The 23059-nt window shown below is 62.2% G+C and carries 17 protein-coding genes; 7 read left to right on the top strand and 10 right to left on the bottom strand.

The window, feature by feature from the left end:
- Positions 1–3 precede the first annotated feature (3 nt).
- The 5 genes from L288_RS34185 to L288_RS34165 are packed head-to-tail and all read right to left on the bottom strand — an operon-like array spanning position 4 to position 4901.
- Positions 4–1131 (bottom strand): Gfo/Idh/MocA family protein, encoded by a 1128-nt coding sequence (locus L288_RS34185; protein WP_021238720.1) that lies wholly within the window; start codon positions 1129–1131, stop codon positions 4–6.
- Positions 1124–1984, bottom strand: coding sequence for a sugar phosphate isomerase/epimerase family protein (locus tag L288_RS34180; protein WP_021238719.1), 861 nt, complete (start codon positions 1982–1984; stop codon positions 1124–1126). Before L288_RS34180 ends, L288_RS34185 begins: the two co-directional genes overlap by 8 nt.
- Positions 1985–1987: 3 nt before the next feature.
- Positions 1988–2395 carry a VOC family protein gene (locus L288_RS34175; RefSeq protein ID WP_021238718.1) on the bottom strand — a complete coding sequence of 136 codons (408 nt, stop codon included), beginning with the start codon at positions 2393–2395 and terminating at the stop codon, positions 1988–1990.
- Positions 2396–2398: 3 nt separating this feature from the next.
- On the bottom strand, positions 2399–3640 hold the full coding sequence (locus L288_RS34170) for a DUF1214 domain-containing protein (RefSeq protein ID WP_021238717.1): 1242 nt from the start codon (positions 3638–3640) through the stop codon (positions 2399–2401).
- A 1-nt stretch (position 3641) separates the two neighbouring features.
- Positions 3642–4901 (bottom strand): sulfotransferase family protein, encoded by a 1260-nt coding sequence (locus L288_RS34165; RefSeq protein ID WP_021238716.1) that lies wholly within the window; start codon positions 4899–4901, stop codon positions 3642–3644.
- A gap of 151 nt (positions 4902–5052) precedes the next feature.
- On the opposite strand from L288_RS34165, the gene L288_RS41995 reads away from it, so the two are divergent.
- Both L288_RS41995 and L288_RS34160 read left to right on the top strand, forming a co-directional pair.
- Positions 5053–5976, top strand: coding sequence for a helix-turn-helix domain-containing protein (locus L288_RS41995; protein WP_021238715.1), 924 nt, complete (start codon positions 5053–5055; stop codon positions 5974–5976).
- Between the two features lie 316 nt (positions 5977–6292).
- Positions 6293–7033, top strand: a complete 741-nt coding sequence (locus tag L288_RS34160; protein WP_081856620.1) for a helix-turn-helix transcriptional regulator — start codon at positions 6293–6295, stop codon at positions 7031–7033.
- Positions 7034–7056: 23 nt separating this feature from the next.
- Here L288_RS34160 and L288_RS34155 read toward each other — a convergent pair whose 3' ends face one another.
- Together L288_RS34155 and L288_RS43485 are read right to left on the bottom strand one after the other, a co-directional pair.
- Positions 7057–8076, bottom strand: a complete 1020-nt coding sequence (locus tag L288_RS34155; protein WP_021238713.1) for a M23 family metallopeptidase — start codon at positions 8074–8076, stop codon at positions 7057–7059.
- The gene (locus L288_RS43485; protein ID WP_161625661.1) at positions 8054–9328 is read right to left on the bottom strand and encodes a calcium-binding protein; all 1275 of its coding nucleotides are present in this window, start codon (positions 9326–9328) and stop codon (positions 8054–8056) included. The genes L288_RS34155 and L288_RS43485 overlap by 23 nt, the downstream gene beginning before the upstream one ends.
- Here L288_RS43485 and L288_RS43480 point away from each other — a divergent pair.
- On the top strand, positions 9290–11059 hold the full coding sequence (locus tag L288_RS43480) for a hypothetical protein (protein WP_161625660.1): 1770 nt from the start codon (positions 9290–9292) through the stop codon (positions 11057–11059). The genes L288_RS43485 and L288_RS43480 overlap by 39 nt on opposite strands.
- A 265-nt stretch (positions 11060–11324) precedes the next feature.
- Here L288_RS43480 and L288_RS0121705 read toward each other — a convergent pair whose 3' ends face one another.
- Both L288_RS0121705 and L288_RS34135 read right to left on the bottom strand, forming a co-directional pair.
- Complete coding sequence (locus L288_RS0121705; protein WP_051209663.1) at positions 11325–13544, bottom strand: calcium-binding protein; 2220 nt, start codon at positions 13542–13544, stop codon at positions 11325–11327.
- A 261-nt stretch (positions 13545–13805) separates the two neighbouring features.
- Positions 13806–15116 (bottom strand): TolC family outer membrane protein, encoded by a 1311-nt coding sequence (locus L288_RS34135; protein WP_021238712.1) that lies wholly within the window; start codon positions 15114–15116, stop codon positions 13806–13808.
- A 758-nt stretch (positions 15117–15874) separates the two neighbouring features.
- On the opposite strand from L288_RS34135, the gene L288_RS34130 reads away from it, so the two are divergent.
- Genes L288_RS34130 through L288_RS34120 form a run of 3 tightly spaced genes read left to right on the top strand, consistent with a single transcriptional unit; the run spans position 15875 to position 19869 of the window.
- On the top strand, positions 15875–16690 hold the full coding sequence (locus L288_RS34130; protein ID WP_161625659.1) for a helix-turn-helix transcriptional regulator: 816 nt from the start codon (positions 15875–15877) through the stop codon (positions 16688–16690).
- A 31-nt stretch (positions 16691–16721) separates the two neighbouring features.
- Positions 16722–18491 (top strand): type I secretion system permease/ATPase, encoded by a 1770-nt coding sequence (locus L288_RS34125; RefSeq protein WP_190288195.1) that lies wholly within the window; start codon positions 16722–16724, stop codon positions 18489–18491.
- A 13-nt stretch (positions 18492–18504) separates the two neighbouring features.
- On the top strand, positions 18505–19869 hold the full coding sequence (locus tag L288_RS34120; RefSeq protein ID WP_051768041.1) for an HlyD family type I secretion periplasmic adaptor subunit: 1365 nt from the start codon (positions 18505–18507) through the stop codon (positions 19867–19869).
- A gap of 97 nt (positions 19870–19966) precedes the next feature.
- Here the strand turns inward: L288_RS34120 and L288_RS34115 are convergent, their stop codons facing one another.
- Positions 19967–20620, bottom strand: a complete 654-nt coding sequence (locus L288_RS34115; protein WP_021238708.1) for a LuxR C-terminal-related transcriptional regulator — start codon at positions 20618–20620, stop codon at positions 19967–19969.
- Positions 20621–21332: 712 nt separating this feature from the next.
- Here L288_RS34115 and L288_RS0121700 point away from each other — a divergent pair.
- The coding region (locus L288_RS0121700; RefSeq protein WP_201766644.1) for a VCBS domain-containing protein at positions 21333–23059 on the top strand (1727 nt) is incomplete at its 3' end.

Below are 23059 nucleotides of genomic sequence, written 5' to 3'. Positions count from 1 at the left end.
CCGTCAGACCGCCTCCACTTCGACCCAGCGGCCTTCCGCGGCGGAACGGCGGGCGGCGTCCAGCACCGCCTGTCCCGCCGCCGCGTCGTGGAAGGTGCCGCCTTCGTCGGGCAGCGGCGGCTCAATGCCCAGCATCCGCGCCTTCATCTGGCCGAACAGCTTGGCATAGGGCGCGACATCGAATCCCTGCGTATGCCACCTGTCCATCTCCGTCTGGATAAGATCGGTGATGGGGAATGGTTCGGGCGCGGGGTTGACCAGTTCGGCGGGCATGGGGATGCGGCGCGCGCCCTGCGCGTCTTTCAGCCACACCTCCTCCGGGTCGCCGAAGGCAGCGCCGGATTGAATCCAGGCCGCGCCCTTCGTCCCGGCCACCTTCGTCGCCATGACGAACGGGCCGGGGAAGTTCATCGCCGCCTCGATCACACCGCGGCAGCCGCTGCGGGTGACGAACTGGACATTATAATAATCGTCGGAGGTCATTTCCGGCCGGGTGGTGGACAGCTTGCGCAGGATCGCGCTGACCGCCGCGACCGGGCCAAGGGTCGAAAGCACCTGATCGATCATATGCGTGCCGAAAGCGCCCAGAAAGCCGCCGCCCTGCTTCGCGTCGGTCCACCAGTCCGCCAGCGGTTCCTCTTCGCCCTGTCCCGGCTGCTGGTAGATGCGGCTGAACATCAGCGGATCGCCGATCATGCCGCCCTTGACCACGCGGCGCAGCAGCGCCTGCGCGCTGTCGAAGCGGAACTCCGCGCCCAAGGCATGGACCACGCCCGCTTCTTCTGCCGCAGCCAGCATCTCCCGCGCCTGGGCGAGATCCCTGGCGAAGGGCTTTTCGCACATCACCGCCCGGCCCGCCGCGATCGCCTGCATGACCGGCGTGTAATGGGCGTGCGGCGGGGTGGCGACCGTCACCAGCCGGATTGCTGGGTCGTTCGCCAGAACCTGCTCCAGATTGTCGGACGCCAGCGGAATGTTGAGCGGGGCGGCCCGCTGCGCCGTGCGCTCGCGATTGCGGCCGACGATGGCGCGCACCTCGAACCCCGCGTCGCGCAGGGCGCGAACATGGGTGAACAGGCCAAAGCCCGTGCCCACCACCACCGCGCCGGCCGGCTGACCATCATCACTCATCTTGTTTCCTCGCCTTCTCGATTATCGCTTGCGCCGATGACGCCCATGCCTGTGCCACCTCGTCCATCGTCTGCCCCGCCTGCGCCTGGGAAAAGACCTCGACGCCGATCGGCGCCGTGCTTCCGATCCGGTCGAGCGTGCGGATCAAGCCGGCAAGATCGAACACGCCTTCGCCGGGCAGCAGCCTGCCGGTCATCGTTTCCTCGAACAGGTCAGCGCCCCGCTGGGCTGGGCCATCGTTGATCTGCACGGTGCAGATGCGCTCGCCCGGTATCGCCGCAAGCTGCTCCAGCGTCGATCCGCTGCGAAACAGGTGCCAGCTGTCCAGCGTCAGCCCGCCATTGGGCCGCCCCGCCGCCTCTATGATGGCCGCCGCCGCCGCAAGGGTGGGGATGCCGCCAAAGGGCAGGAATTCGATATGCACCGGCAGGCCATGCTCCGCCGCCAGATCGCAGACGCGGGCGAAGGCTTCCGCCGCCTCGTCCAGCGAAGGGCTGACGTCCATCATCTCGACCGCCACGACCGACCGCGCGCCTGCTTGCGCCGCAAGGCCGATCACCCGCTCCGGCGTCAGCGTCATCAGCAGGCCGCGAAAGCGCGCACCGGCGGGCGCACGGGCATGAGACGGCAGCCAGCAGCCGATGCAGTCGACTTCCGCCAGTTCCAGCCCATGATCCGCAAGCCGGTCCGCAAATTCGCGCAGAGACGTGCCTTGCTCCTCCAGCGCCCACAGGTCTCCCGGCGTCACCGAGATCGCGGCGAACCCTGCGTCCCGTGCGGGCGCGAGCCGGTCCATCAGGGGAATATGCAACAGCGGCGGCCCGCACAGCACAAGGTCGGAGGAGCCCAGCATCCCTCAACCCTCCCGGAAATTGAGTTCGAGCAGGATGCCATTGGCTTCGGTCACGAACAGCTGCCGCAGCCCGATCGATGGAATGTCGTTGCGCGCGATCGTCAGCCCGGAACCCTCCAGCCTTGCCGCCATCTCCGCATAGCCGTCGCATTCCAGCGCCACATGATGGACTGACCCGCCGCCGCGCACTGGTGTGAAGGGCGCGATGCCGTCGCTGGGATAGCGGGCGTCGGCGGGGCCAATATGAACGATCGCGCGGTCCTGCCCATCATAGATCCAGCAGCCCGTATCGATGGAGGCCGCGCCGGGCGCCACGCCCGTGCGCAGCCCCAGCAGGTCGCGGAAGAAGGCCGCCGTCGCCGCGACGTCGGCCGTGCGGATGTTGACATGGTCAAGGGACAGGACAGCCATGGCTCAATCGACGAACTGGCCGGTGCCGATGGCCGCCGCGGGGTCAAGCGCGTCCCTGCCTTGCCGTTCCAGACTGGCCAGCGGCACGCGCCACAACCTGACGGGCGCGGTCTCCTCCGTGCGGATTAGGCGCAGGCCCCACAGGCCCTTGTCATGGCCGAACGTGTCGATCCAGTTGCCGCCAATGTCCGGATCGCGCGCTGCGATCACGATCCGCACGCTGCCGTCCGCCTCCTGAACCCGCTTGAACTTGGTGACATAGCCGCCGCCATCTTCGAACGTGTCCAGATTTTCCTGCCAGATATTGCACAGCTGGAAATTCCAATATTCGCATTCGGGCGGCGTGAATTCCAGCACTAGCGCTTCGTCCGCCTTCACCCGCCAGCTGCCAAAGGCGAAATGCCGGTCGGGCACGCCGCCGTTCGACAGATATTGCGCGCGGCTATAATCCAGCCGGTTGGGCCGGGACGCGAAATTGCCCTGGCTGCCCTGCCACCAGTTGCGCACCAGTTCGGCATAGCCCAGCACGCCTTGCGCCGCCCAGGCGAGGTTGTTCGCCATCAGCGCGGGTGTGATCGGCACTGGCTGCGCCCCATCCATGCGTTCGATCCGCATCTCCGGCGCGGTTTCCTTGCCCCGCTCATGCCAGACCAGGCGGATCAGGATGCAATTGGTGCTGGCATCCAGCTTCAGCCAGTTCCTGCCCTCGCCCGGATCATTTTGCGACAGGATGATCTCGAACGTGCCGTCCTCCTCGACATGAAGCTGCTGGCTGCCCAGGAAGGCGGTGGTCTTGAGGTTGGATGGATCGAACGTCTTGAGGCCCGCAACCCCTTCTGGCGCCCAATCCCTCGCAGCCGCATCTTCGGTGGCCGGGGCGGTCAGCACCGCCAGCACGAAATAGGGAATGGTGCCCCGTGTGCCGGTGATGCGATAATCCCGCGCCTCGTCGAACTGGCACATCAGATGATCATGGTCAGGGCATTGCACGTTGATCGACTGCCGCCATACCATGTCGCGCAGGCGCGGCCGGGTGGGCTCGGCATTTTCGACCAGCCGCTCCAGGCTCGACCGCGCGACGCGGGAGAGGAAACGATAATATTCCGCCCGGTCCAGTTCGGACGGCTGGTCCCCGAACGCGTCGATCATCCGTCCCGCCACTTTCAGCACATCGCAGAAATCATCCCACGACTGCCCGGAAAGCAGGCGATCGGCTGCCTTTGCGTCGATCTGCGCCTTGTCCATCTCAATCCTCCCACTTCACCGGGAAACGTTCATAGTAAAAGGCGAAGCGCTCCCGCAGGGCGGCGGTATCAACGCCGAACACGCCCTCCAGATCGTAGATCACCCGGCCATGCCTGTTGCGCGGATTTTCGTTCAGATAGGCAAGCAGCGCCCTTTCCGCGTCCGCCGTCAGCGGCAGGCCCGCAAGATCATAGACCTGCCGCATCACCCTTTCCTGATCGGCCATATAGTCGTGGAACAGCAGGTCGGCGGACTGGTCCGCGGGCCAGGCGGCGCGCTGTTCGATACAGGCGCGCAGCAACCTTTCGATCCGGCCGATCCACAGGCTGGCGAGGCCCGGCGGATCGACGGGATCGCGGCGGATGCGGTCGGAATAGCTCAGCATGGTGGTCAGCGACCGGATCACGGCCACCGGATCGCGATGGGTGATGATCATGGCCGCGTCGGGGAACACTGACCGGATCGCGGCCAGATTTTCCATATGCTGGGGTGATTTCAGCAGCCATCGATTGGGCCCCCGTTGCCAGGTCAGCACCTGAAGGACTTTCTTTTCATAACGGTAGCTGATGGTGCGGTCGTGCGCGAAATAATGGTCCGTCCAGCGCGGGATACGCGCCTGCCATTCCCAATTATAGGAATTGACGTCCATGTAGAGCAGCTCGTTATCTTCATGGATGGACGCGGCGTCCATGCCGTGCATCGCCGCCATATGAGGCAGCATCGCTTCGAAATGCCCCCACATTTCGGCCGATCGCAGGGCGCGCGGATCGGGCGCGCCCGGCGCGGGCGGCGGGCCGGAGGGCACGGGTTCTTCCGATTCCCACAGCGTCAGGGACCGCAGCCGTTCGTCGCGGGCCAGCCAGTTGACGAGGTGGGTGGTGCCCGACCGGGGCAGGCCAGCGATGAAGATCGGCCTGTCGATCTGGATGTCGAGTATTTCGGGATGGCGCTTCACCAGATGCTCGATGCGCAGGCGGTTGGCCATGACGCGGATCGCATGGTCGATGATGGTGATGCGCCCGCCGCGCGTCAGCCCCCTGTCCTCCGCCAGCGCTTGCAGGACGATGCCCAGCCGCTCGCGAAAGCCGGTCTCCTCGCCGAAATCATCCAGGCCGCCCGTCAGGTCGACGGCACGGGCCAGGATCTGATCCACGCCCATCTCTTCGTCAAAGCCGGGCGGACCGGCCCGCGCCGCTTCGATCGCGGGGGTCAGGCGCGGCTGGGCCAGATCATCGATCACTATGTCGCCGGACTTGCTCATTCCCGTCCTCGATCGGACGGATCGCGGCCCGCTCGCCGCCGGTTGCGCCTGTGCATCGATGCTGCCACACTCCTCCTCCGTAAGACCTTGTTCTTGCATCGCGCGTCAGCAGCGCGCGGCCGGTCATTTTTCGATGAAGATAGAGCGACGCATGCATGCCAGCAATTGTCCGGCCGTTATCAATCCCGCCACCGGCGTATATCTTCCCGACACCACGGACAGCGACCGGGATCGCGCGTCCAATGTCGTCACCGCCAGCGGCCGCAACCTCTATTTCGAATATGGCTGCTTCGACTGGCCTGGGTTCGAAGACCGGCGTGTCGTCTATTCCAGCCATATTATCAGCATGGTCGAATGGGCTTCGGCCAGTACCGCCGAAGGATGGCATGAAGGTCCGGCGGGCTTGACCGAGCCGAGCCGGATCGGCTCCGTCCTGATGACGCCCGCTGGCATCCCCTTCCATGCACGCGGGAAGGCCGGGCAGCTCAAGGTGGCGCGGCTGCTGTTCCGGTCCTGCGGCGATGATCTGGACATGCTGTCGCGCGAACTGGACGCCTCCCGGCTCAAGGATTGCCTCGACATCCGCTGTCATGACGTGATCGCGGGCATGCGGCGTCTGGTGCGGGAAACCGCGGCTCCGGGTTTTGCTTCGGACATCGCGCTCGACGCCCTGGGGTCGCTGATCCTTGTCGATGCCGTGCGCTATCTCCGCCGCTCCCCGCCGCCAGCGCGGGCCGTTCAGCGCCTGTTGCGCCGGGACGTCAGGCGGATCGGCGACTATGTGGCGGCCAACCTTGCCAGGCGTATCACGGTGAGCGAGCTTGCGGCGCTGACAAACATGAGCGAGCGGCATTTCATGCGCCTCTTCCGCGCGACGACCGGCGAAACCGTCTACCGCTTCGTGGAACGCCAGCGGTTCGAAAAGGCCAGGCTGCTGCTGGACGAGCAGGACCGTCCGCTCAAGCAGATCGCGCATCTGCTGGGCTTTTCCAGCCGTGTCGGCTTCACTCTCGCCTTCCGGCGCATGGCAGGCCAGTCGCCGCTGGAATATCGCCGCCGCGCGAGGCGGGATTGACGGCTGCGCTGACCTGCGGGGAACCTGCGCGCCGTTCGGGCGGATCGATCATCATGGGACGGTTCTGACAGTCCGCCGGAACTGGCGGAGTGAGGGGGGCCGCAATCGGCATGCACCCTGCCGTCGGCCCTTAACCTGCCAATTGACAACGCCCGCAGGGTGAGCAACATTGATTTTATATTCGGGGGTTAAGAATTTCAAATAATCGGGGGACTGCCAGATAGTCTAAACGCAAGAGCGGGGGTAACGAACGCAGGCGTTTTTCTGCCACAAAGATGAATTTTAACAAACTTGTCTTTTTGGCGAACGGTATCGCATGCCACAGTTACCTTCGTTCTCGCCTTTCGGGGCAGTAGAGGGGGGAAGGATCGTGAATGGTGATCCACAGGGGGGTCTACCTGTTCACTTGCCGCACAAGGCTGTCGTGGAATTAGGCTGCCAATACGCGCAGCCTTTGGCTGGTGGATCTCAGCCGGATATGGTGAGCGGCATAATTGACGCTCTGGAACTGGCTTTGATCGCGATCGATGATGATGGCCATTTCGCCGGAGCCAATGAGGCCGGGCTCTGGCTGTTGCAGCAGGCGGATGGGCTTAAGCTCGATGGTCCCGTCATCATGACGCATTCGGCCGCGGAATATTCGGATTTGAGGAACGCCATCGATCAGGCGATCGCCATGCCGGATCGCCTTCAGGAATTGCGCGTGATGCTGGTCTCGCGCCCCGGCCGCCAGCCGCTGACGGTGGCTGTCGTGCAAGGCGGAAACGGGCTGTTCCGCAAGGCCGCCGCCCATCTGGCCGTTGTCGATCCAGAAACCCGGATTGACGACCGGATCGACGAAGTGTGCCGGTTGTACAGGCTCAGCAAAACCGAAACCACACTTTGCAGGCAACTTGTAAATGGCCGGTCGCTGCCGGAGATTTCCGGGGAATTATCGTTAAAGGAAACGACTGTCCGCGCTTATCTCAAGCAGATATTCGCCAAATGCGGGGTCCACCGGCAATCCTCCCTCATTCGCCTGCTGCTCACCAGCCGTATTCCCATGCAGCTGCGTTAGGCGGAGCAACGGGCAGAGCGCAGTCACCGGATGGCGAACTCCATGTCCCTCGCATCGATCATTTTCCCGTCCCGCCACAATTCGTAGCGGCCCGCATATCGCCCCGGCGCCCAGTTCCCGCCCTTGTTGGGCACGCCGCTGAAAGCGAACCAGGCGAGGCCTCCGCCCTCGACCCTCGATCGCCGTTCGTGGATGACGCGCCCGTCCGGCGAGCGGATCGCGAACCGCTGTTCATCGCCAGCGGCAACACCCAGCGCATCGGCCCACAGGATAAGCGCGGGCGCGTCCTTCGCCAGTGTCGTGAACGCATATTTACCCGCGCGCGCGTCGGGGGCGGTGGGCCGCTCGCTCGCGATTCCCACGGAAATGACCGCAGCCGGGCGGTAGGCGAGCATCTTTCGCGCGGACGCGCTCCAAAGGCTGGATGAGGATGTGGCGGCACAGGCCACCGGGGGCGTGAGCCCGCTGAACGGATCGACCGTCGCGCCATTGTGGCGCAATTCGAAATGCAGGTGAGGGAAGGCGGCATTGCCCGACATGCCGACCAGGCCAAGCACCTGCCCGGCCTTTACCCTATCGCCGGGGCGCACCTTCACGCTGCCCATGCGCAAATGGCTATATTGCGTTTCCCAGCCATTTCCATGATCGATGATGACCGCATTCCCCGCCATCAGACTGGGCGGCACCGGCTGTTCTTCGGCATTGCGGTCGGCCTTTCCGTCTCGCGTCCGCAGGACCCGGCCCGCCGCCGCCGCGAGCACCGCGACGCCCGCCCGCATATCTGCAAGGGTGCGAACGCGAAAGTCGATGCCGTCATGATCGGCCATGGTCAAATGGCCGCAGCTATAGTCGCTGATCCCCTTGCCGCGCGCGACGTTCACCAGCTTGTGGATCAGGCACTGTCCGCCGATCTGGCAATCGACAGGCAAATCCAGCTCCGGCGCGCCTTGGCGGGATTGCGCGCCAGCGAGTGGCGCGCAGAGGGCAAGTGCGGCGGCCGCCGCGAAAATGCCCAGCCTCTCAAGCAAATTGAATGAGGTCATAGCCCGCCACGCCCTGGCTCCACCCGTTGATATCCTCCACCGTCATCAGGCCCAATGTTGCAAGCAGCCCATTGGTGAAGTCCGGCATGGTGATCGTGCCCATATCCGGCACATCTATGATCAACGAATTGTCGGCGGCATCATATCCGATGAAGATCAGCGACAGATCGAAATCATCCGGCTCGTCGACTTCCAGAAGGATGATGTCGCGGTTCGCGAGGCTGAGGCTTAATATCTCATCGTCGCCGAATTCGGCACGCAGGTCGAAGACGAAACGATCCTTGCCGGCGCCACCCAGCAGGCTGTCATCACCTTCGCCGCCATAAAGCCAGTCATTGCCGTCGCCGCCCCGCAATATGTCATTGCCCTCTCCGCCAAAGAGCCTGTCGTCGCCGGAGCCGCCTTCGATGATATCATCGCCTTCATCGCCATAGAGCGTGTCCTTGCCGTCCCCGCCGCTCAGCCGGTCGGTCCCTTCGCCGCCATGCAGCGTGTCGCCCCCGGCCCCGCCGTCAAGCTGGTCGTTCCCGGTCCCACCCCACAGGTTGTCGGCGCCTGCCTCGCCGGACAATTGGTCGTCCCCTTCGTCCCCGTAGAGGTCGTCGTCCCCGCCATTGCCATGCAGTTCGTCATCGCCAAGGCCGCCGTGCAAGCCGCCGAACGGGCCATGATCATCACCCGCGCCGCCGACCAGAAGATCGTTGCCATCGTCGCCATAGAGCAAATCGCGGCCATCTCCGCCGGACAGGGAATCATTGCCGTCGCCCCCGCGCAGGACGTCATCGCCCGCCCCTCCGAACAGGCCGCCGCTCAAGCCCTCGACAACGACCTTGCCCGCAAGTTGTTCGGCGGTCAGGTCAGCATTGTCGTCGCCCGCTCCGCCGTCCAGAATGTCATTGCCATCACCGCCCAGCAAGAGGTCGGCGTCTGCTCCCCCGTCAAGGATGTCGTTGCCCAGCCCTCCGTGCAGTTGATCCCGGCCAGCGCCGCCGGATATGATGTCATGACCATCATCGCCATGCAGGATGTCGTTCCCGGCGCCTCCCGATAGCTGATCATCGCCATCGTCGCCATTGATCAGATCGTCGCCAGCTTCGCCGTCTATCCTGTCGTCATCCGCTCCGCCGCGCATGAAGTCATTGCCATCGCCGCCTTGCAGATAATCGTTCCCGGCATCGCCCAGGACATAATCCTCGCCGCCGCCCGCGATGATATGATCATCGCCCTCCCCGCCGTCGAGCATGTCGTCCATGCTCGATCCGGCCAGAAGATCATCGCCGCCAAGGCCGAAGAGGGTGGCCGGAAAGTTCGCGGCCAGATAATCATTTCCGATAGTGCCGAAAATCTCCATGCGTTCGAAGGGCGATTGACCGTCATCCGGTTCGCTCTCGCCGGACCCGCCGTCATCCTCCCCGCCATCGCCAGGATCGCCGCTGCCCGGATCGTCCTCACCATCGTCTCCGCCGCCCCCAGCGCCGCCGTCACCAGAGCCTCCGGGCTCACCATCATCCTGCCCGCCGCTGCCGGGGTCGCCGCCGCTGCCGGGATTGTCCTCGCCATCGTCGCCTCCACCTGCGGGATCGCCGTCACCGGAGCCTCCGGGCTCGCCGTCATCCTGCCCACCGCTGCCGGGGTCGCCGCCGCTGCCGGGATTGTCCTCGCCTTCGTCTCCACCGCCTGCGGGGTCGTCGCCGCCGGAGCCTCCGGGCTCGCCATCATCCTGCTCGCCGTTGCCGGGGTCGCCGCCATTGCCGGGGTCGTCGTCCCCTTCATCTCCATCGCCTGCGGGATCGTCGCCGCCGGAGCCTCCGGGCTCACCATCACCCTGCCCGCCGCTGCCGGGGTCGCCACCACTGCCGGTATTGTCCTCGCCATCGCCTCCGCCTGCGGGATCGCCGTCACCGGAGCCTCCTGGCTCGCCATCATCCTGTCCGCCGCTGCCGGGGTCGCCGCCGCTGCCGGGATTGTCCTCGCCTTCGTCTCCACCGCCTGCGGGGTCGTCGCCGCCGGAGCCTCCGGGCTCGCCATCATCCTGACCACCGCCGCCGGACTCACCGCCATTGCCGGGGTCGTCGTCCCCCTCATCGCCTCCGCCTGCGGGATCGCCATCACCGGAGCCACTGGGATCGCCGCCGCTGCCGGACTCATCGCCATCACCAGCACCGCCGCCTACCGGATCGCCGCCGCCGGAGCCGCCCGGACCAGCATCATCCCCGCCATCATCTCCCGTGCTTCCATCGCCGGGAGGATCGCTTCCATCGTCAGGATCGTCCCCGCCACCTGGATTTTCATCGCCGCCGCCGGGGTCCGGGCTGCCGCCGGTTCCGCCCTGTGCGCCGTCCTCTTCCCCGTCCCCGTCATCGTCTGGAGCGCCATCCCCGCCGGAGCCGCCATCATCCGTGGAGCCGTCTCCGCCGCCGGTGTCTTCGTCCGTTCCGTCATCCCCGGACTCTCCGAAGTCGTCATCGTCGGCACCTGTCTGCTGACCTCCGCCGGGATTGGAGGTGTCGGGCGGCTCGCCTGTCGCATCGTCTTCCCCAGGGGTGGGCAGCGGATGTTCCTTGGTGGGATCGCGCGGTTCTTCCTGCTCCGAATCATCCTCTTCTGGATCATCCGTCTGATCTTCCGGTTCCTGATCCGGGCGATCCTCCGGCGTGTCGGGGTCGGCCTTCGCCGATGCCCCCGTGATCCGGGTGATGGACGGATGAGGGTCAACGCTGCCGTCCAATCGCAGCAGCGAAGGCGAATCAGCGGACGCATCCGCCGGGATCACATCAGCGCCGCCGCTTTTCGCTGCGGCCGGATGGCCATGGCTGCGGGCGGATGTCGTGATTTGCGCCGCCGTATCCGTGACAGGCGGCATCACGCCTGCCGGACGCGCGGCCAGCATCTTGGGTTTAGCCCCGGTGTCCACCAGCGATACCAGGAGGACAGGACCGACCTTATTGGGATCGGTTGGCATAGGATTTGCCCACTCCGCTAAAATCTACCGTTTTTTAACCGGCGACATTTATGCTTTTAGGATGGGGCAGGGCAGCCCGATCGCCTGAGAGGGTGGCTCGTTCAGGGCTGCGGCCATACTCCCCGTTGGGGACAATAAAGCAAAAAATAAATTAACCATAAGATGATAAGCAACAGAAAATAGAAAAAGAGGGAGAGCCGCAAGCAGCCCTCCCCCCAGTTGCAGTGCCCGGTTGAGCTGATGTCCTTTTTCTTAGCGGACGAAAAAGGACCTCAACCGAACTTGATCAAACGTCGAAAACGATCATGTCGTATCCGCCGTTGCCCTGGCTGTAGCTGTTGACGCCATCGACCGAGTCGAAGAAGCCAGCATTGACCAGAGTGGCGATCGGCGCCGAAACACCTTCCCAGAAGTCGGCGATCACGACCGATCCGTTGCTGGTGTCGATCTGAAGGTCGAGGGCTGTGCCGCCCACGCCGAAGTCGCCGCTGGTAACGGTCACATCGACTTCAGGATCAAGCGAGTCGCTCAGGTGGATTTCGTCCTTGTTGGCAAGGCTGAAGTCCCGTCCGCCGACCGGCGAGATGATGAGGTCGCTGCCGAAGCCATCATCGTCCGAGTCGAAGTAGAACTTGTCCTTGCCCGACCCGCCCGAAAGCGTGTCGTCGCCAAGTCCGCCGGTCAGCTTGTCGTTGCCAGCTTCGCCTTCGATATAGTCGTTGCCGTCGCCGCCGAACAGATTGTCGTTGCCGGTGTCGCCGAAGATGGTGTCGTTGTCGTCACCGCCATCGATGGTGTCGGCTCCGCCGCCGCCCTGGATGAAGTCGTTTCCGGCTTCGCCATAGAGGGTGTCGTTGCCATCGCCGACGCTGCCGACCCCATCATAACGGTCATCACCGGAAATGAAGTCATTGCCGTCACCGCCATGGATGACGTCATTGCCCTTGTCACCAGCGAGGTCGTCGCTGCCGTCATTGCCTTCGATATAGTCATTGCCGTTGTTGCCGTTGATGAAATCATTTCCATCATTGCCATACAGCGCGTCGTTGCCGTCATTACCAGCGATGACGTCATTGCCGCTGCCACCGAAAATGACGTCCGAGCCTTCATTGCCGCTCAGATTGTCATTGCCGTCGTCACCCCAGATGTAATCGTCACCCGATCCACCCGATACGGTGTCGTTGCCGGCGTCGCCATGAATTTGATCCTGGCCTTCATTGCCGTAGATCGTGTCATCGCCGTTGCCGCCGCTGATCGTATCGTTGTCAGTGAAGATGTCGTCGGGATCGGCCGGGTCGCTGAAGGTGTCGCCATTGCCGTAGATGGTGTCGTTGCCATCACCGCCATTCAGCGTGTCGTCGCCGGTCTGACCGGCGATCAGGTCGTCGCCGCCATCGCCGTTGACCAGATCGTTGCCGTCATTGCCGTTCAGCACGTCGTCGCCCGCACCGCCGCCAATGTCGTCATTGTCAGCGCCGCCGACCACATAGTCGTTGCCAAGACCGCCACGGATGACGTCTTCGCCAGCATCACCGTTCAGCTCGTCGTTGCCGTCGTTGCCGTTGATGATGTCGTTGCCTTCGCCGCCGTCGATCGAATCTTCGCCGTCGTTGCCGCTCAGCGTGTCATTGCCGTCGTCGCCCCAGATGTCGTCGTCGCCAGCGCCGCCGGTAACCAGGTCATCACCGCCCTGGCCGAAGATCTGGTCGTCGCCAGCGCCGCCGTCGATCACGTCGTTATTGCCCTGGGTACGGCTGTAGCGGTTGCCGATATTATAGGCATAGTCGGGGTCCGATTCACGGCCGCCAACAGGGTTCGTGCCGTTGCCGGAGCCCAGGTTGGTGGTGTTGGTCGTGCCCTTGCTGTGGCCGTTGTCGCCAAACAGGATGTCGTTGCCGTCGCCACCGCTGATGGTGTCGACGCCCACGGCGTTCAGGCCGCCTTCGACATAGTCGTCGCCGTCATTGCCGTTGATGGTGTCGGCGCCGGCCTGGCCATAAAGGTCGTCATTGCCGAGGCCGCCGGTGATGTCGTCATCGCCGTTGCCGCCGACGACCTTGTCGTCGCCATCCTGGCCGCGCAGGCGGTCATTGCCGTCGCCGCCGTTGAGGTAGTCGTTTCCGCCACCGCCCCAGACGCGGTCATTGCCCGCGCCGCCGAGCAGCGTGTCATTGCCGTCATTGACGGTGACGAGACCCTGGAAGGTGCCATCGAGCGGATCGTTCACGACAACGCCGAAGGTGTCGCCCACCAGCACGTCGTCACCGGCGCCGCCTTCCACGCGGTCATTGCCCAGCAGGGCCGCGACGGTGTCGTTGCCGTTTTCGCCATACAGGTCGTTGTCGTAGTTGTTGCCGAAAACGAAGTCGTTTCCGCCGCCAGCCTTGGCGTTGGAGGGGATGTTGGCCGTTGATGTGATCGCGGCCAGGTCAATCGTGTCCTGAGCATTGGTGCCCAGAACCTGCGCGCGGTTCACCGCCGCCTTGGGATTAGTCGGAGCTGCCATGTCCGTGTCCTTCACTGGTGTTTCGAATCGGGAAGCAGCTTTCGCATTGCCACCCTCGCTGCATGGCAACCTGTGGCCGCCACGATCCGCAAACTATGGTGAAGAAAAAATGAACTATATCCCTCCTTGGGGACAGGCATGCGGAAATATCCTTTGGATCGATAAGGTAAAAACTGACCTGAAATGAAACAGCCGCCTCTGACGCGAAGGACAGAGGCGGCAGCCCGGTAGGCTTGCGAAAGTGGTAGGAGAAAGGGGCGGCTATTGCGGGATCGCCGCCAGTGTGAGCCGCCCGATCGCCGCCAAAACCGCCGCCCGCCCCACATATTCGTTCCGAATCGCGCGCTCCAGTGTGGCGCGTGAATTTAGTAGTTCAGTCTGGGCATCGAGCACGTCGAGCAGGGTGCGGTTGCCCGACAGGGACTCCTTCCGCACCCCTTCGGCCGCGCGCTCATTCGCTGCCACCGCGACCTTTGCCGCCTCTATGACGCTGACCGCCGATTGCCACTGCGACCAGGCAGTCTCCACATTGCGCGTCACGTCCCGTTCCGCCTGGTCTTCCTCGAAACGGCGCTGATTCTCCAGGGCGCGGCTTCGCCGGATTTCCGCATATTCCCGGCCTTGCTGAAAGATGGGCACGCGAATCTGGACGCCACCGTACATGGCCGAACGGTCATCGGGCAGCTTGCCGGTGAAGACGTTGGTGACGCCGCCGGACAGATATTGAGCGCCTGTCACGATCTGAATGCTGGGCGCGAGTGCACCTTTGGCAGCCGCCTTGGCGCGCCGTGCCGCCTCCACATTCTTCGCGGCGGACAATAGTTGCGGATTGTTGACGAGCGCGATCTGCCTGGCTTCGTCCAGGGATGCGGGCAGGCCATCAAAGGGGGCAGGCGGCGGCAGATTGTCCGCACTCCGCCCGGCAACCGCCAGGAAAGAACTGCGGCTGACGGCCAGATCCTGGTTCGCCGTAAGAATGTTGGTCTTCGACGAAGCAAGGCGCGCCTCCGCCTGAGCCGAGTCGGTCTTTGTCGCCTCTCCAAACTGGAGGCGGCGGTTAGTGGCGTTTTGCTGGTCGGCGATCGCTTCATATTGCTGCTGCGCATATTCCTGAATCCGCCAGTCCCGTCTGACATCGGCATAGGCGGAAATCAGGTCCAGAAGCACCTGGGCGGCCGCCGCGTCGAACGAGGCGCGGCCCGCCTGCAATTCGGCGATTCGCGTCTTGATCGCATTATTGGTGACAAAGCCGTCGAAGACAGTGACCCGCGCTTCGATATCGGCCTGCTTCGCCGTGAAAGTGGCGTCGCTATTATCCTTCTTGCCATCTTCCACGATCAGCCGCCGCCGTTCGATGACCCCATTGGCCTCGATCTGGGGCAGATATCCGCCGCGCGCTTCAGACACGCGCGCGGCCAGTCCGTTGATCACCTCCCGCTGCGAAGCGATTTCAGGATTATCCGCGAGAACCTGGGCCGCCAGTTCATGGAGGCTGGTCTGTGCCTGCATAGGCGGATTGATGATGATGCTGCCCGCGAGCAAAAGCACCGCGCCGCATACCGGATTTCGCATGTTTCCCCCTGATTGCCTGAAATGCACATGACGGTTTTTGAAAAGGAGGTATTTCTTCTACCTCTCCGCAAATATACTACCAAATAGATATGACCAAATGGCAGTATGGTTTGCGAATCTGTAAGTCGTATTACATATATCTTACGGTTGATAACTTCTTGACTCAATATCTTGCGCGATGCATGCAGCGGAAAGCCTCGGGCAATCAGGATGTTTGCGTGAGTCGTGGGGGTGTTAAACGACTGGATACGTCTAATTAATACCCTCCAATAAATAATTGGTCGCTAATTTAATAAGTCCTGCGCCAGAAACGGAAAGTTCCGTCTTGGCGCTGGCTTATATTAGCGGAGGATAATATGGAATTCACAAGATCCGAGAGCAAGGCGCTCGGTTTATCTGGTGAAATTGACAATTTTATTGGATATTTGCCTTCCAAGGCCAGCCACCTAATCTCCTCCTCGAACAGCACGGCCGAAGCCCTTCGCGTCGTTAGTCAAAATAATGACATCGGGCTGCGCGAGACATTGCAGGAAATTGGCATAGCCGGGGCGGTCATCTCCTATACGTCCGCCACATTGGCCATGAAGCATGGCTATCTGGTCGGCTTTGATCAACTACGCACGGATCCGGTAAGGACAGGCAATCTTCTATCCTATGCATCATTGATCTGGCAGAACCGGTCTGAAGACTTCAATGCAGATGCACTTGCGGATAAGGCAGTCTTTACCGGGGAAAATGCTATAGAAGCATCGCGAGCATTGCTTGCATGCCATAGCGAGCTTTCCCTGCGTTTCGGATATTTCGCCGTTGTCCAGGTGCCCGGCATCGGCGGTGCTACCTTGCGGGCGCTGTTGTTCCGCACTCGCGACGATGGCCCCTTCACGGCAGAGATCCAGCGCAACTTCAAGCTGACCTTGCCCCTGATCATCCATATCGCCGAAACGGAGATGCAAACCGCCGCCGAAAGCCGGCATATGGAGCGGCTCGAAGCACTGCTCGACCGTGTCTCGCTGGCGATCTTCATGCTCGATGGCCAGGGAAAGCCGCATTATTGCAATGCGGCGGCACGCGCCATGCTGCTCGACAAGACGATGATGCGCTTGTCCCCCGAAGGCACGGTTCGCGGCGCTACCCTGGCAACCACCCGGTCCTTGCAGGAAGCGATCAAGGCGGCCGTCGCAAGCGGCGAAGACCGGACGGAAATCGCCGTGCGGCTGGAAGGCCCGGACGGATGGCTGCTCGGTTTCGTGGTCACGGCGTCGCACAGCCTCGATGGCAGCCGCAGCGCCATGTTGCTGGTCAATCCGCAACGGTCGGGCGACGCCTCAGGCGCGATGCTGGAAGCGCTGGGCCTGCTGCGTTCCGAACAGCGGTTTCTCACCCAGTTCCTGGAAGCGAAAAGCCTCAGCGAGGCGGCGCAGCGCAGTGGTCTGTCCGATGAAACGGCCAAGACCTATCTCAAGCGCATTCGCGCCAAACTGGGCGTCCACCGGCAGATGGAACTTGCCCGCCTGATCTATGGCCTGATCCCGCCGCTTCGCGCGGATGAGAAGATCGCCAAATCGGCAAATTAGGGGGGACAGGACGATGTTCACGCGAAAGCAGATGACGGGGCGAATCCCAGGCGCGCAATCGCCTTTCGCCGCGCTTGTTCGCCCTTATTCCTCCATCGTGCTGCGGGTGGTGATCTTCAGCGGCATCATCAACTGCCTGACGCTGGTGACGTCGCTGTACATGATGCAGGTCTATGACCGCGTCCTGACCAGCCAGAGCAAGGACACGCTCCTGTTTCTGACCATCGCCGTGATCTTCGCCATCGGGCTCAGCGCGGTATTGGAGGGGGTGCGCCAGAAGGTGGCGAACCGGATCGGCACCTGGATTGCGCAAAAACTTGGGCCGGTCCTGCTGGAAAGATCGCTGGAGCAGCGCCTGACGATGCCGGGCATCCGCCTGGAAGCATTGCGGGAGATGAACTCGATCAAGAACTTCGTGTCGACCCCGTCCGTCTTCAATATTGTGGATATGCTGTGGGTGCCGATATATCTGTTCGCCGTTTTTCTTTTGAGTCCATGGTTTGGTCTTGTCGCATTGGTGGGCGCGGGGCTTCTATTCTCCCTGGCCTACATCAACGAACGGGCAAGCCGTCAGGATATCCGCGACACGCAGGCCCAGTCGAACGCCAATATGCAGTTCGCCGAAAGCCTTTCTCGCAACAGCGAAGTCATCGACGCAATGGGGATGGGGCGGCAGGTCGTCGAACGCTGGTCGGCCGCCCAGATCGCCGAAACCGAAGCTGTGGATGCAACGCAGCGGCACAGTTCGACAATCCTCGCTGTTTCGAAGTTCACGCGATATACTATCCAGATAGTCCTCATGGCCACTGGCGCGCTGTTGATCCTTGATCTTCAGCTGACCGGCGGCGCCATGATCGCAGGTTCGACTATCGTGGCGAGGCTGCTGGCTCCGATCGAAGCGTCCATTGGATATTGGAAGCAATTCGTGCTGGCACGCCACAGCTATGCCAAGCTTGAACAATTTTGCCTGCTTCCGCGTCCTCGAACATCGGAAATGGCGTTGCCAGAGCCGACCGGCTTGATCGAGGTCAACAATCTGACATTCGTTCCTCCGGGATTGCAGGCGCCGATCGTCCGCAATGTCAGCTTCACGGTACAGCCGGGCGAACTGGTCGCGATCGTCGGCCCATCCGCGTCTGGAAAGACGACGCTCTCGCGGCTGCTCGTCGGTGTTCTCAAGCCCAGCGCGGGCAACGTGCGGCTTGATACGGCCGATGTGTTCGAATGGAAGCGGTCGGACTTCGGCCGCCATGTCGGCTATTTGCCCCAGGATATCGAACTTCTGCCCGGCACCATCCGCGACAATATCGCGCGTTTCCTGCCGGACGCAGCGGACAGCGACGTCATTGCCGCGGCCAAGCTGGCCGACTGTCATGAGATGATCCTGCGCCAGCGCAACGGCTATGAACTCTCCTTGAGCGAAGGCGGCGTCCAGCTTTCCGGCGGGCAGCGTCAGCGCATCGGGCTGGCAAGGGCGATGTTCGGCTCGCCCCGGCTGGTCGTTCTCGATGAACCCAATGCCAGCCTTGATCAGGTGGGCGATGCAGCGCTGATGCGCACATTGCGGCAACTTCAGGCGAACAAGGTCACGACCATCGTCGTGTCGCACCGGCGCAACCTGCTCCAGATCGCCGACAGGATTCTCATCATGCAGGAAGGGCGGGTGGTCACCTATGGACCAGGCCCTGCCGTCCTCGCTCAACTTGAGGGGAACGCGCAGCCGCGTGAGCAAAGGCATGTGGTCGCGGCATCCCGCACCAATGCCGGGGGCGAAGCTGGCCTCGTCACCGCTGCGGAATAGGGGAGAGAATTACGTGAAGCTGGTCAAATTCTTTCCAGAACGGCGACTGCTCCTTGCTGGCGGAGGGGAGATTACTGCCGGGGAGCGCGTCGATCCGCAGGTCTTCCCCATCATGCGCGCCGCTTACCGTGCGATCGCCCTGTTCATCGCGATTTTCGCCCTCTGGGCTTTTCTCGCGCCGATGAACAGCGCGGCGATCGCGCCGGGAATCCTGCGCGCGGAAGGCGGCGGCCGCAAGGTCATCCAGCATCTGGAAGGGGGGATCATCGCGCGCATTCTGGTCAGGGACGGCCAGCATGTGCGCGCCGGGCAGCCGCTCGTTCTTCTCGACGGAACGCAGGCGGGGGCGCGCGATGCTGCGTTGCAGGCAAGCTATGATTCCCTGCTGGCTCAGGACGCAAGGCTCAGCGCCGAACGCGAAGGGCGCAGCGCGGTGGTCTATCCGGCGGAACTGCTGAGCCGCAAGGACGAACCAGGCGTCGCGCAGATACTGGCGTCGTCCAACTCCGTCTTCAACACGCGGCGCACGGCCATGAATGCGCAGATCAACATCTTGCAGCAGCGCGTCGGGCAGGGCGGATCCGAAATTTCCAGCTATATGGCGCAGGTTTCCGCGCTGGGCGAGCAGCAAAAGCTGCTGGCGCAGGAAAATGAAGGCGTCAAGGCGCTGGTGAATGAAGGGCTGGAACGCCGGTCACGCCAGCTCGCGCTTCAGCGGCAGGAATCAGCGACGGCCGGGCAGCGGGGTCAGTTGATGGGCAATATCTCCCGCGCCCAGCAATCGATCAGCGAGACGCGGGCGCAGATGGCGTTTCTGCGCAATCAGCAGTTGAGCGAAGTCGCGGCGCAGCAACGCGAAGTGCAGAACGCCCTGGCCGATGTAAGGGAAAAGCTTGCTGCTTCCAAAGATATCAGCCGCCGCCAGCAAATTGTCGCGCCTGTCGAAGGAACGGTGGTCAATCTGCGCAAGGTGACTCTTGGCGGCGTTGTTGGTCCGGGCGAACCGATCCTCGACCTTGTTCCCACGAACGCGAAGATCGTGATCATGGCAAGGCTAAAAGCGCTCGACATCGATGTCGTGCATGAAGGATTGCGCGCCGAAGTCCGGCTAACGCCCTACAAGGCGCGAATTCTGCCGATGTTGCGCGGCCAAGTGCGCAATGTCAGCGCTGACGCGACTTTGGATCAAGCGACTGGGGCGCTTTATTATGAAGCGGAAGTCGTCCTCGACGAAAAGGAACTCAAGGATTTGGCGGATGTACAGCTCTTGTCTGGCATGCCCGCCGAAGTATATATCAATCTGGGAGCACGCTCCCTGTTCCAGTATCTGGTGCAGCCCGTCATCGACAGTTTCCATCGAGCGATGCGCGAACAATAGAAAGTTGAGGGCCGCCTTCGCCTGGTAGATCGTGGAGGCGGCGGATGGTCAAATCGGTATCCATGCGCACTGGCGAGCATCATCTTGCCAATGAAGGTTAAGGACACCGCATCTCCTGCGATCCAGGAGCCATCCCGATCTTGGCGACGATCAGTTCACTGCGGGATCGAATGCCGAGCTTTTGAAAGACATTGCGCAGGTGCACCTTGACGGTGCCTTCACTCACGCCGCAACGAAGGGCGATGGCGCGATTACGCATGCCGTTGCAGGCCAGCTCGACTATCTCCCACTCCCGTTGCGTCAATGCGGAATTGAGGAGTGAGAAGTTTTTGGTGCTGTCGATGCTGTGAAGATAAACCTGATGCGTTATCAGGTGATCGACATAGATATCGCCCGCCAATATCGTATCTATACAGGATAGAATGTCATTTGGATCGCCTTCCTTCAGGAGAAGGCCATTCACCCTCAATCCTCCAAGTGCGATGGATTGTTCCGGGAAGATGGTGTTGGTCATCAACATGATCGGAACATCCCGGCACGACTCCCGGACCTCTTTAAGAAGGTTCAGGCTGTGGTTGCCGCGCATGCTTGCGCCGAAAAGAAAGATGTCGGGGTTCTCTTCCTGGATTTCGGCGAGGATCTTGGGAGCTGAACATTCGCATGTCACGACATCATGTCCCTGCGCCCGCAAAAACGCACTGATACCGGTTACAAAAATCGAATATTGGTCAGTGGTGAGAATTTTCGCCATCGAGCACAGCCCCCCGTCCCCGCCTGCAACTTAATGCCAGATGCAGAAGGTGCATTTTATGTTAACCGGTTAATAAGTCAACGGAGAGTGGCAATAATACCCCTATATAGGGACGTGCTATGAAAGTTAACGGTTTAGCGGATAATTTTATGTCCAAGAAAAAGCGCCGGTCTTATCCATGTCCTTAAATGGGGACATAAGGATAAACCTCGCCGTAACATCTTTGCACTTCATCATCCTTGTTGGAAGGGACCAAGTGAAAGATGGGCATGCGGCTATAGTTCAGATCAACCTTAACCGTTATGCCGATTCGCGAAATTCGCCTCTCTCCTTTTGGTGCTGATGAAGCTGTCGCGACTGTCTCGAAGCCATGACATACCTCCTTTGGTCAGTCATGAGCCGAATTTTATATGCCTAAAGTAATAGGTCAGGATTAATTTGCGATAAAATTGGTTAATTCTCTGTAAAGAGGTACTAAGTTCGAATATAAATAAGGGACGAGGAAGAATTGCCATAGTGCATTCAACACCGGCAGGGTGGAGCGTGGCGCGCTCGGTCATGCCGGGAGACGGGGGATTTTCTGAAGGCGTAGTCAGCGCCGCAAAAGGCCTGAAGCAAGGGAATGTTGATGCCAGGACCGGTGCGGACCGGTTTTGGATGCCTTCTCCTGCTGCCAGCGGTCCACCGTCTCCTTTTATTGCGGAGGTGCGTCATGAACGTCGATCAAGCACTGAAGGCCGGAGGATTGGGCAGCTTCGAGGTTCTGGACGCCCATCTGCCTGAAGCGGCCTTTGTCCAGTCTCCTCACGCAGATGAAGGAGCAAGGGGGCTAGGGGCGGCGTCGGGACGTGTCGAGCGTGCAGCGGCAGGTCCTGATGGAATCCTGGTGCTGCCCGCTGGAACGGATCTCAACAGCATTCATGTCGCCGGGCGGGATCTTGTCGTGACACTGCCCGACGGAACGTCGCTGGTGATTGTCGACGGGGCAATAGCGCCTCCCCAGCTGGTCATCGGGGATGTGGCCGTTCCGGCGGCCAATCTGGCGGCTCTGCTGTTGGCGGAGCAGGTCGAACCGGCCGCCGGGCCGCCGCGCAGTTCCGGCGGTAATTTCACGGAAGCGGCGGGAACCATAGGCGACGGCTTGTTGCTGGGTGACCTCCTGCCTGAGACGGAGCTGAGTTTTTCCGCTTCTGTGGAGGAGGAAGTCATCCTTCCAGCTTCGGACCTCCGGCCTAGCCTGGAAATCGTGACGCCCGACCAGCCAGCAGGTGCGGTGTCGGCGACGGCTTCAGCTTCGGAGGCTGGATTGCCCCCGCGCGGGTCTGAGCCCGCGGGCTCCGACCCCTCGTCCGGTTCTGAAACGACGAGCGGCATCATCCGGTTCGATGCGCCGGACGGCGTTGCTGCCGTGACGATCAATGCTGTCGTGATTACGGCGGTGGGACAGGTGGTGCAGACGCAGTTCGGCACTTTGACCATCACCGGCATGGGGCCGGACAGCATCGACTATATATATACTCTCACCGACAATGTGTTGAGCGCTGATCCCAGCGAGGTTGTCACCGTAACAGTTACGGACCGGGATGGAGATGTTGCGACCGCAACTCTTACCATATCGGTTGCGGACGATGCGCCGCGCGCTTTGGCGGACAGCGATGGCGTGAGCGAGGATGGTCCGCTGGTGGCGGACGGCAATGTGCTGACGGGCATCGGCGGCAGCGACGCCAACGGCAGCGACGGCGTGGCGGACGTGCAGGGCGCGGATGGTGCGGCTATATCCAGCGCCGGTACGTTCAAGGGTGTCTATGGCACGCTGACGCTGGAGGCCAGCGGGCTCTACAGCTACAGGCTCGACAATGAAAATCCCTTGGTCCAGACGCTCAGCCCCGGCGAGACGCTGACCGACAGTTTCAGCTACTCCATCACTGATGGTGATGGAGATGTGTCGTCGTCCACCCTCACCATCACCATATCGGGATCGGACGACGGCGTAGGGATCAGCGGCCTTGATGGCGAAGGCGCCGAAGTCCTTGTGTCGGAAGCCCATCTGGCGGATGGGTCAGCCCCCGATGCAGCGGCGCTCACCCGTACGGGCAGCTTCAGCATATCCACCCCCGACGGGCTGGCGGCGGCGAGCGTGGAAGGGGTTTCCATCTTCGCGGGCGGCGCGTTCAAGGCCGCTGCGATCGTCACGGCGGAAGGCACGCTGCGCATCACCGGATTCACGCCCGTGACGGGCCCTGATGGCTCGGTGACCGGCGGCAGCTTTGCCTACAGCTATGAACTCACCGGCAACAGCCTCGCCCATGGCCAGCCGGGGACGGATAGCATCCTTCAATCCTTCACCGTCACCGTCACCGATGGCGACGGGTCGGCCGATAGCGCCTCGCTCGACGTCCGCATCAGCGACGACATCCCCGATGCGCGCGACGATAGCGC

This window comes from Sphingobium quisquiliarum P25, assembly GCF_000445065.1.
In the GTDB taxonomy this organism is placed as follows: Bacteria; Pseudomonadota; Alphaproteobacteria; order Sphingomonadales; family Sphingomonadaceae; genus Sphingobium; species Sphingobium quisquiliarum.
Note: the sequence above shows the minus strand (reverse complement) of the source record. Positions and strands in the feature narration are given on the sequence as shown.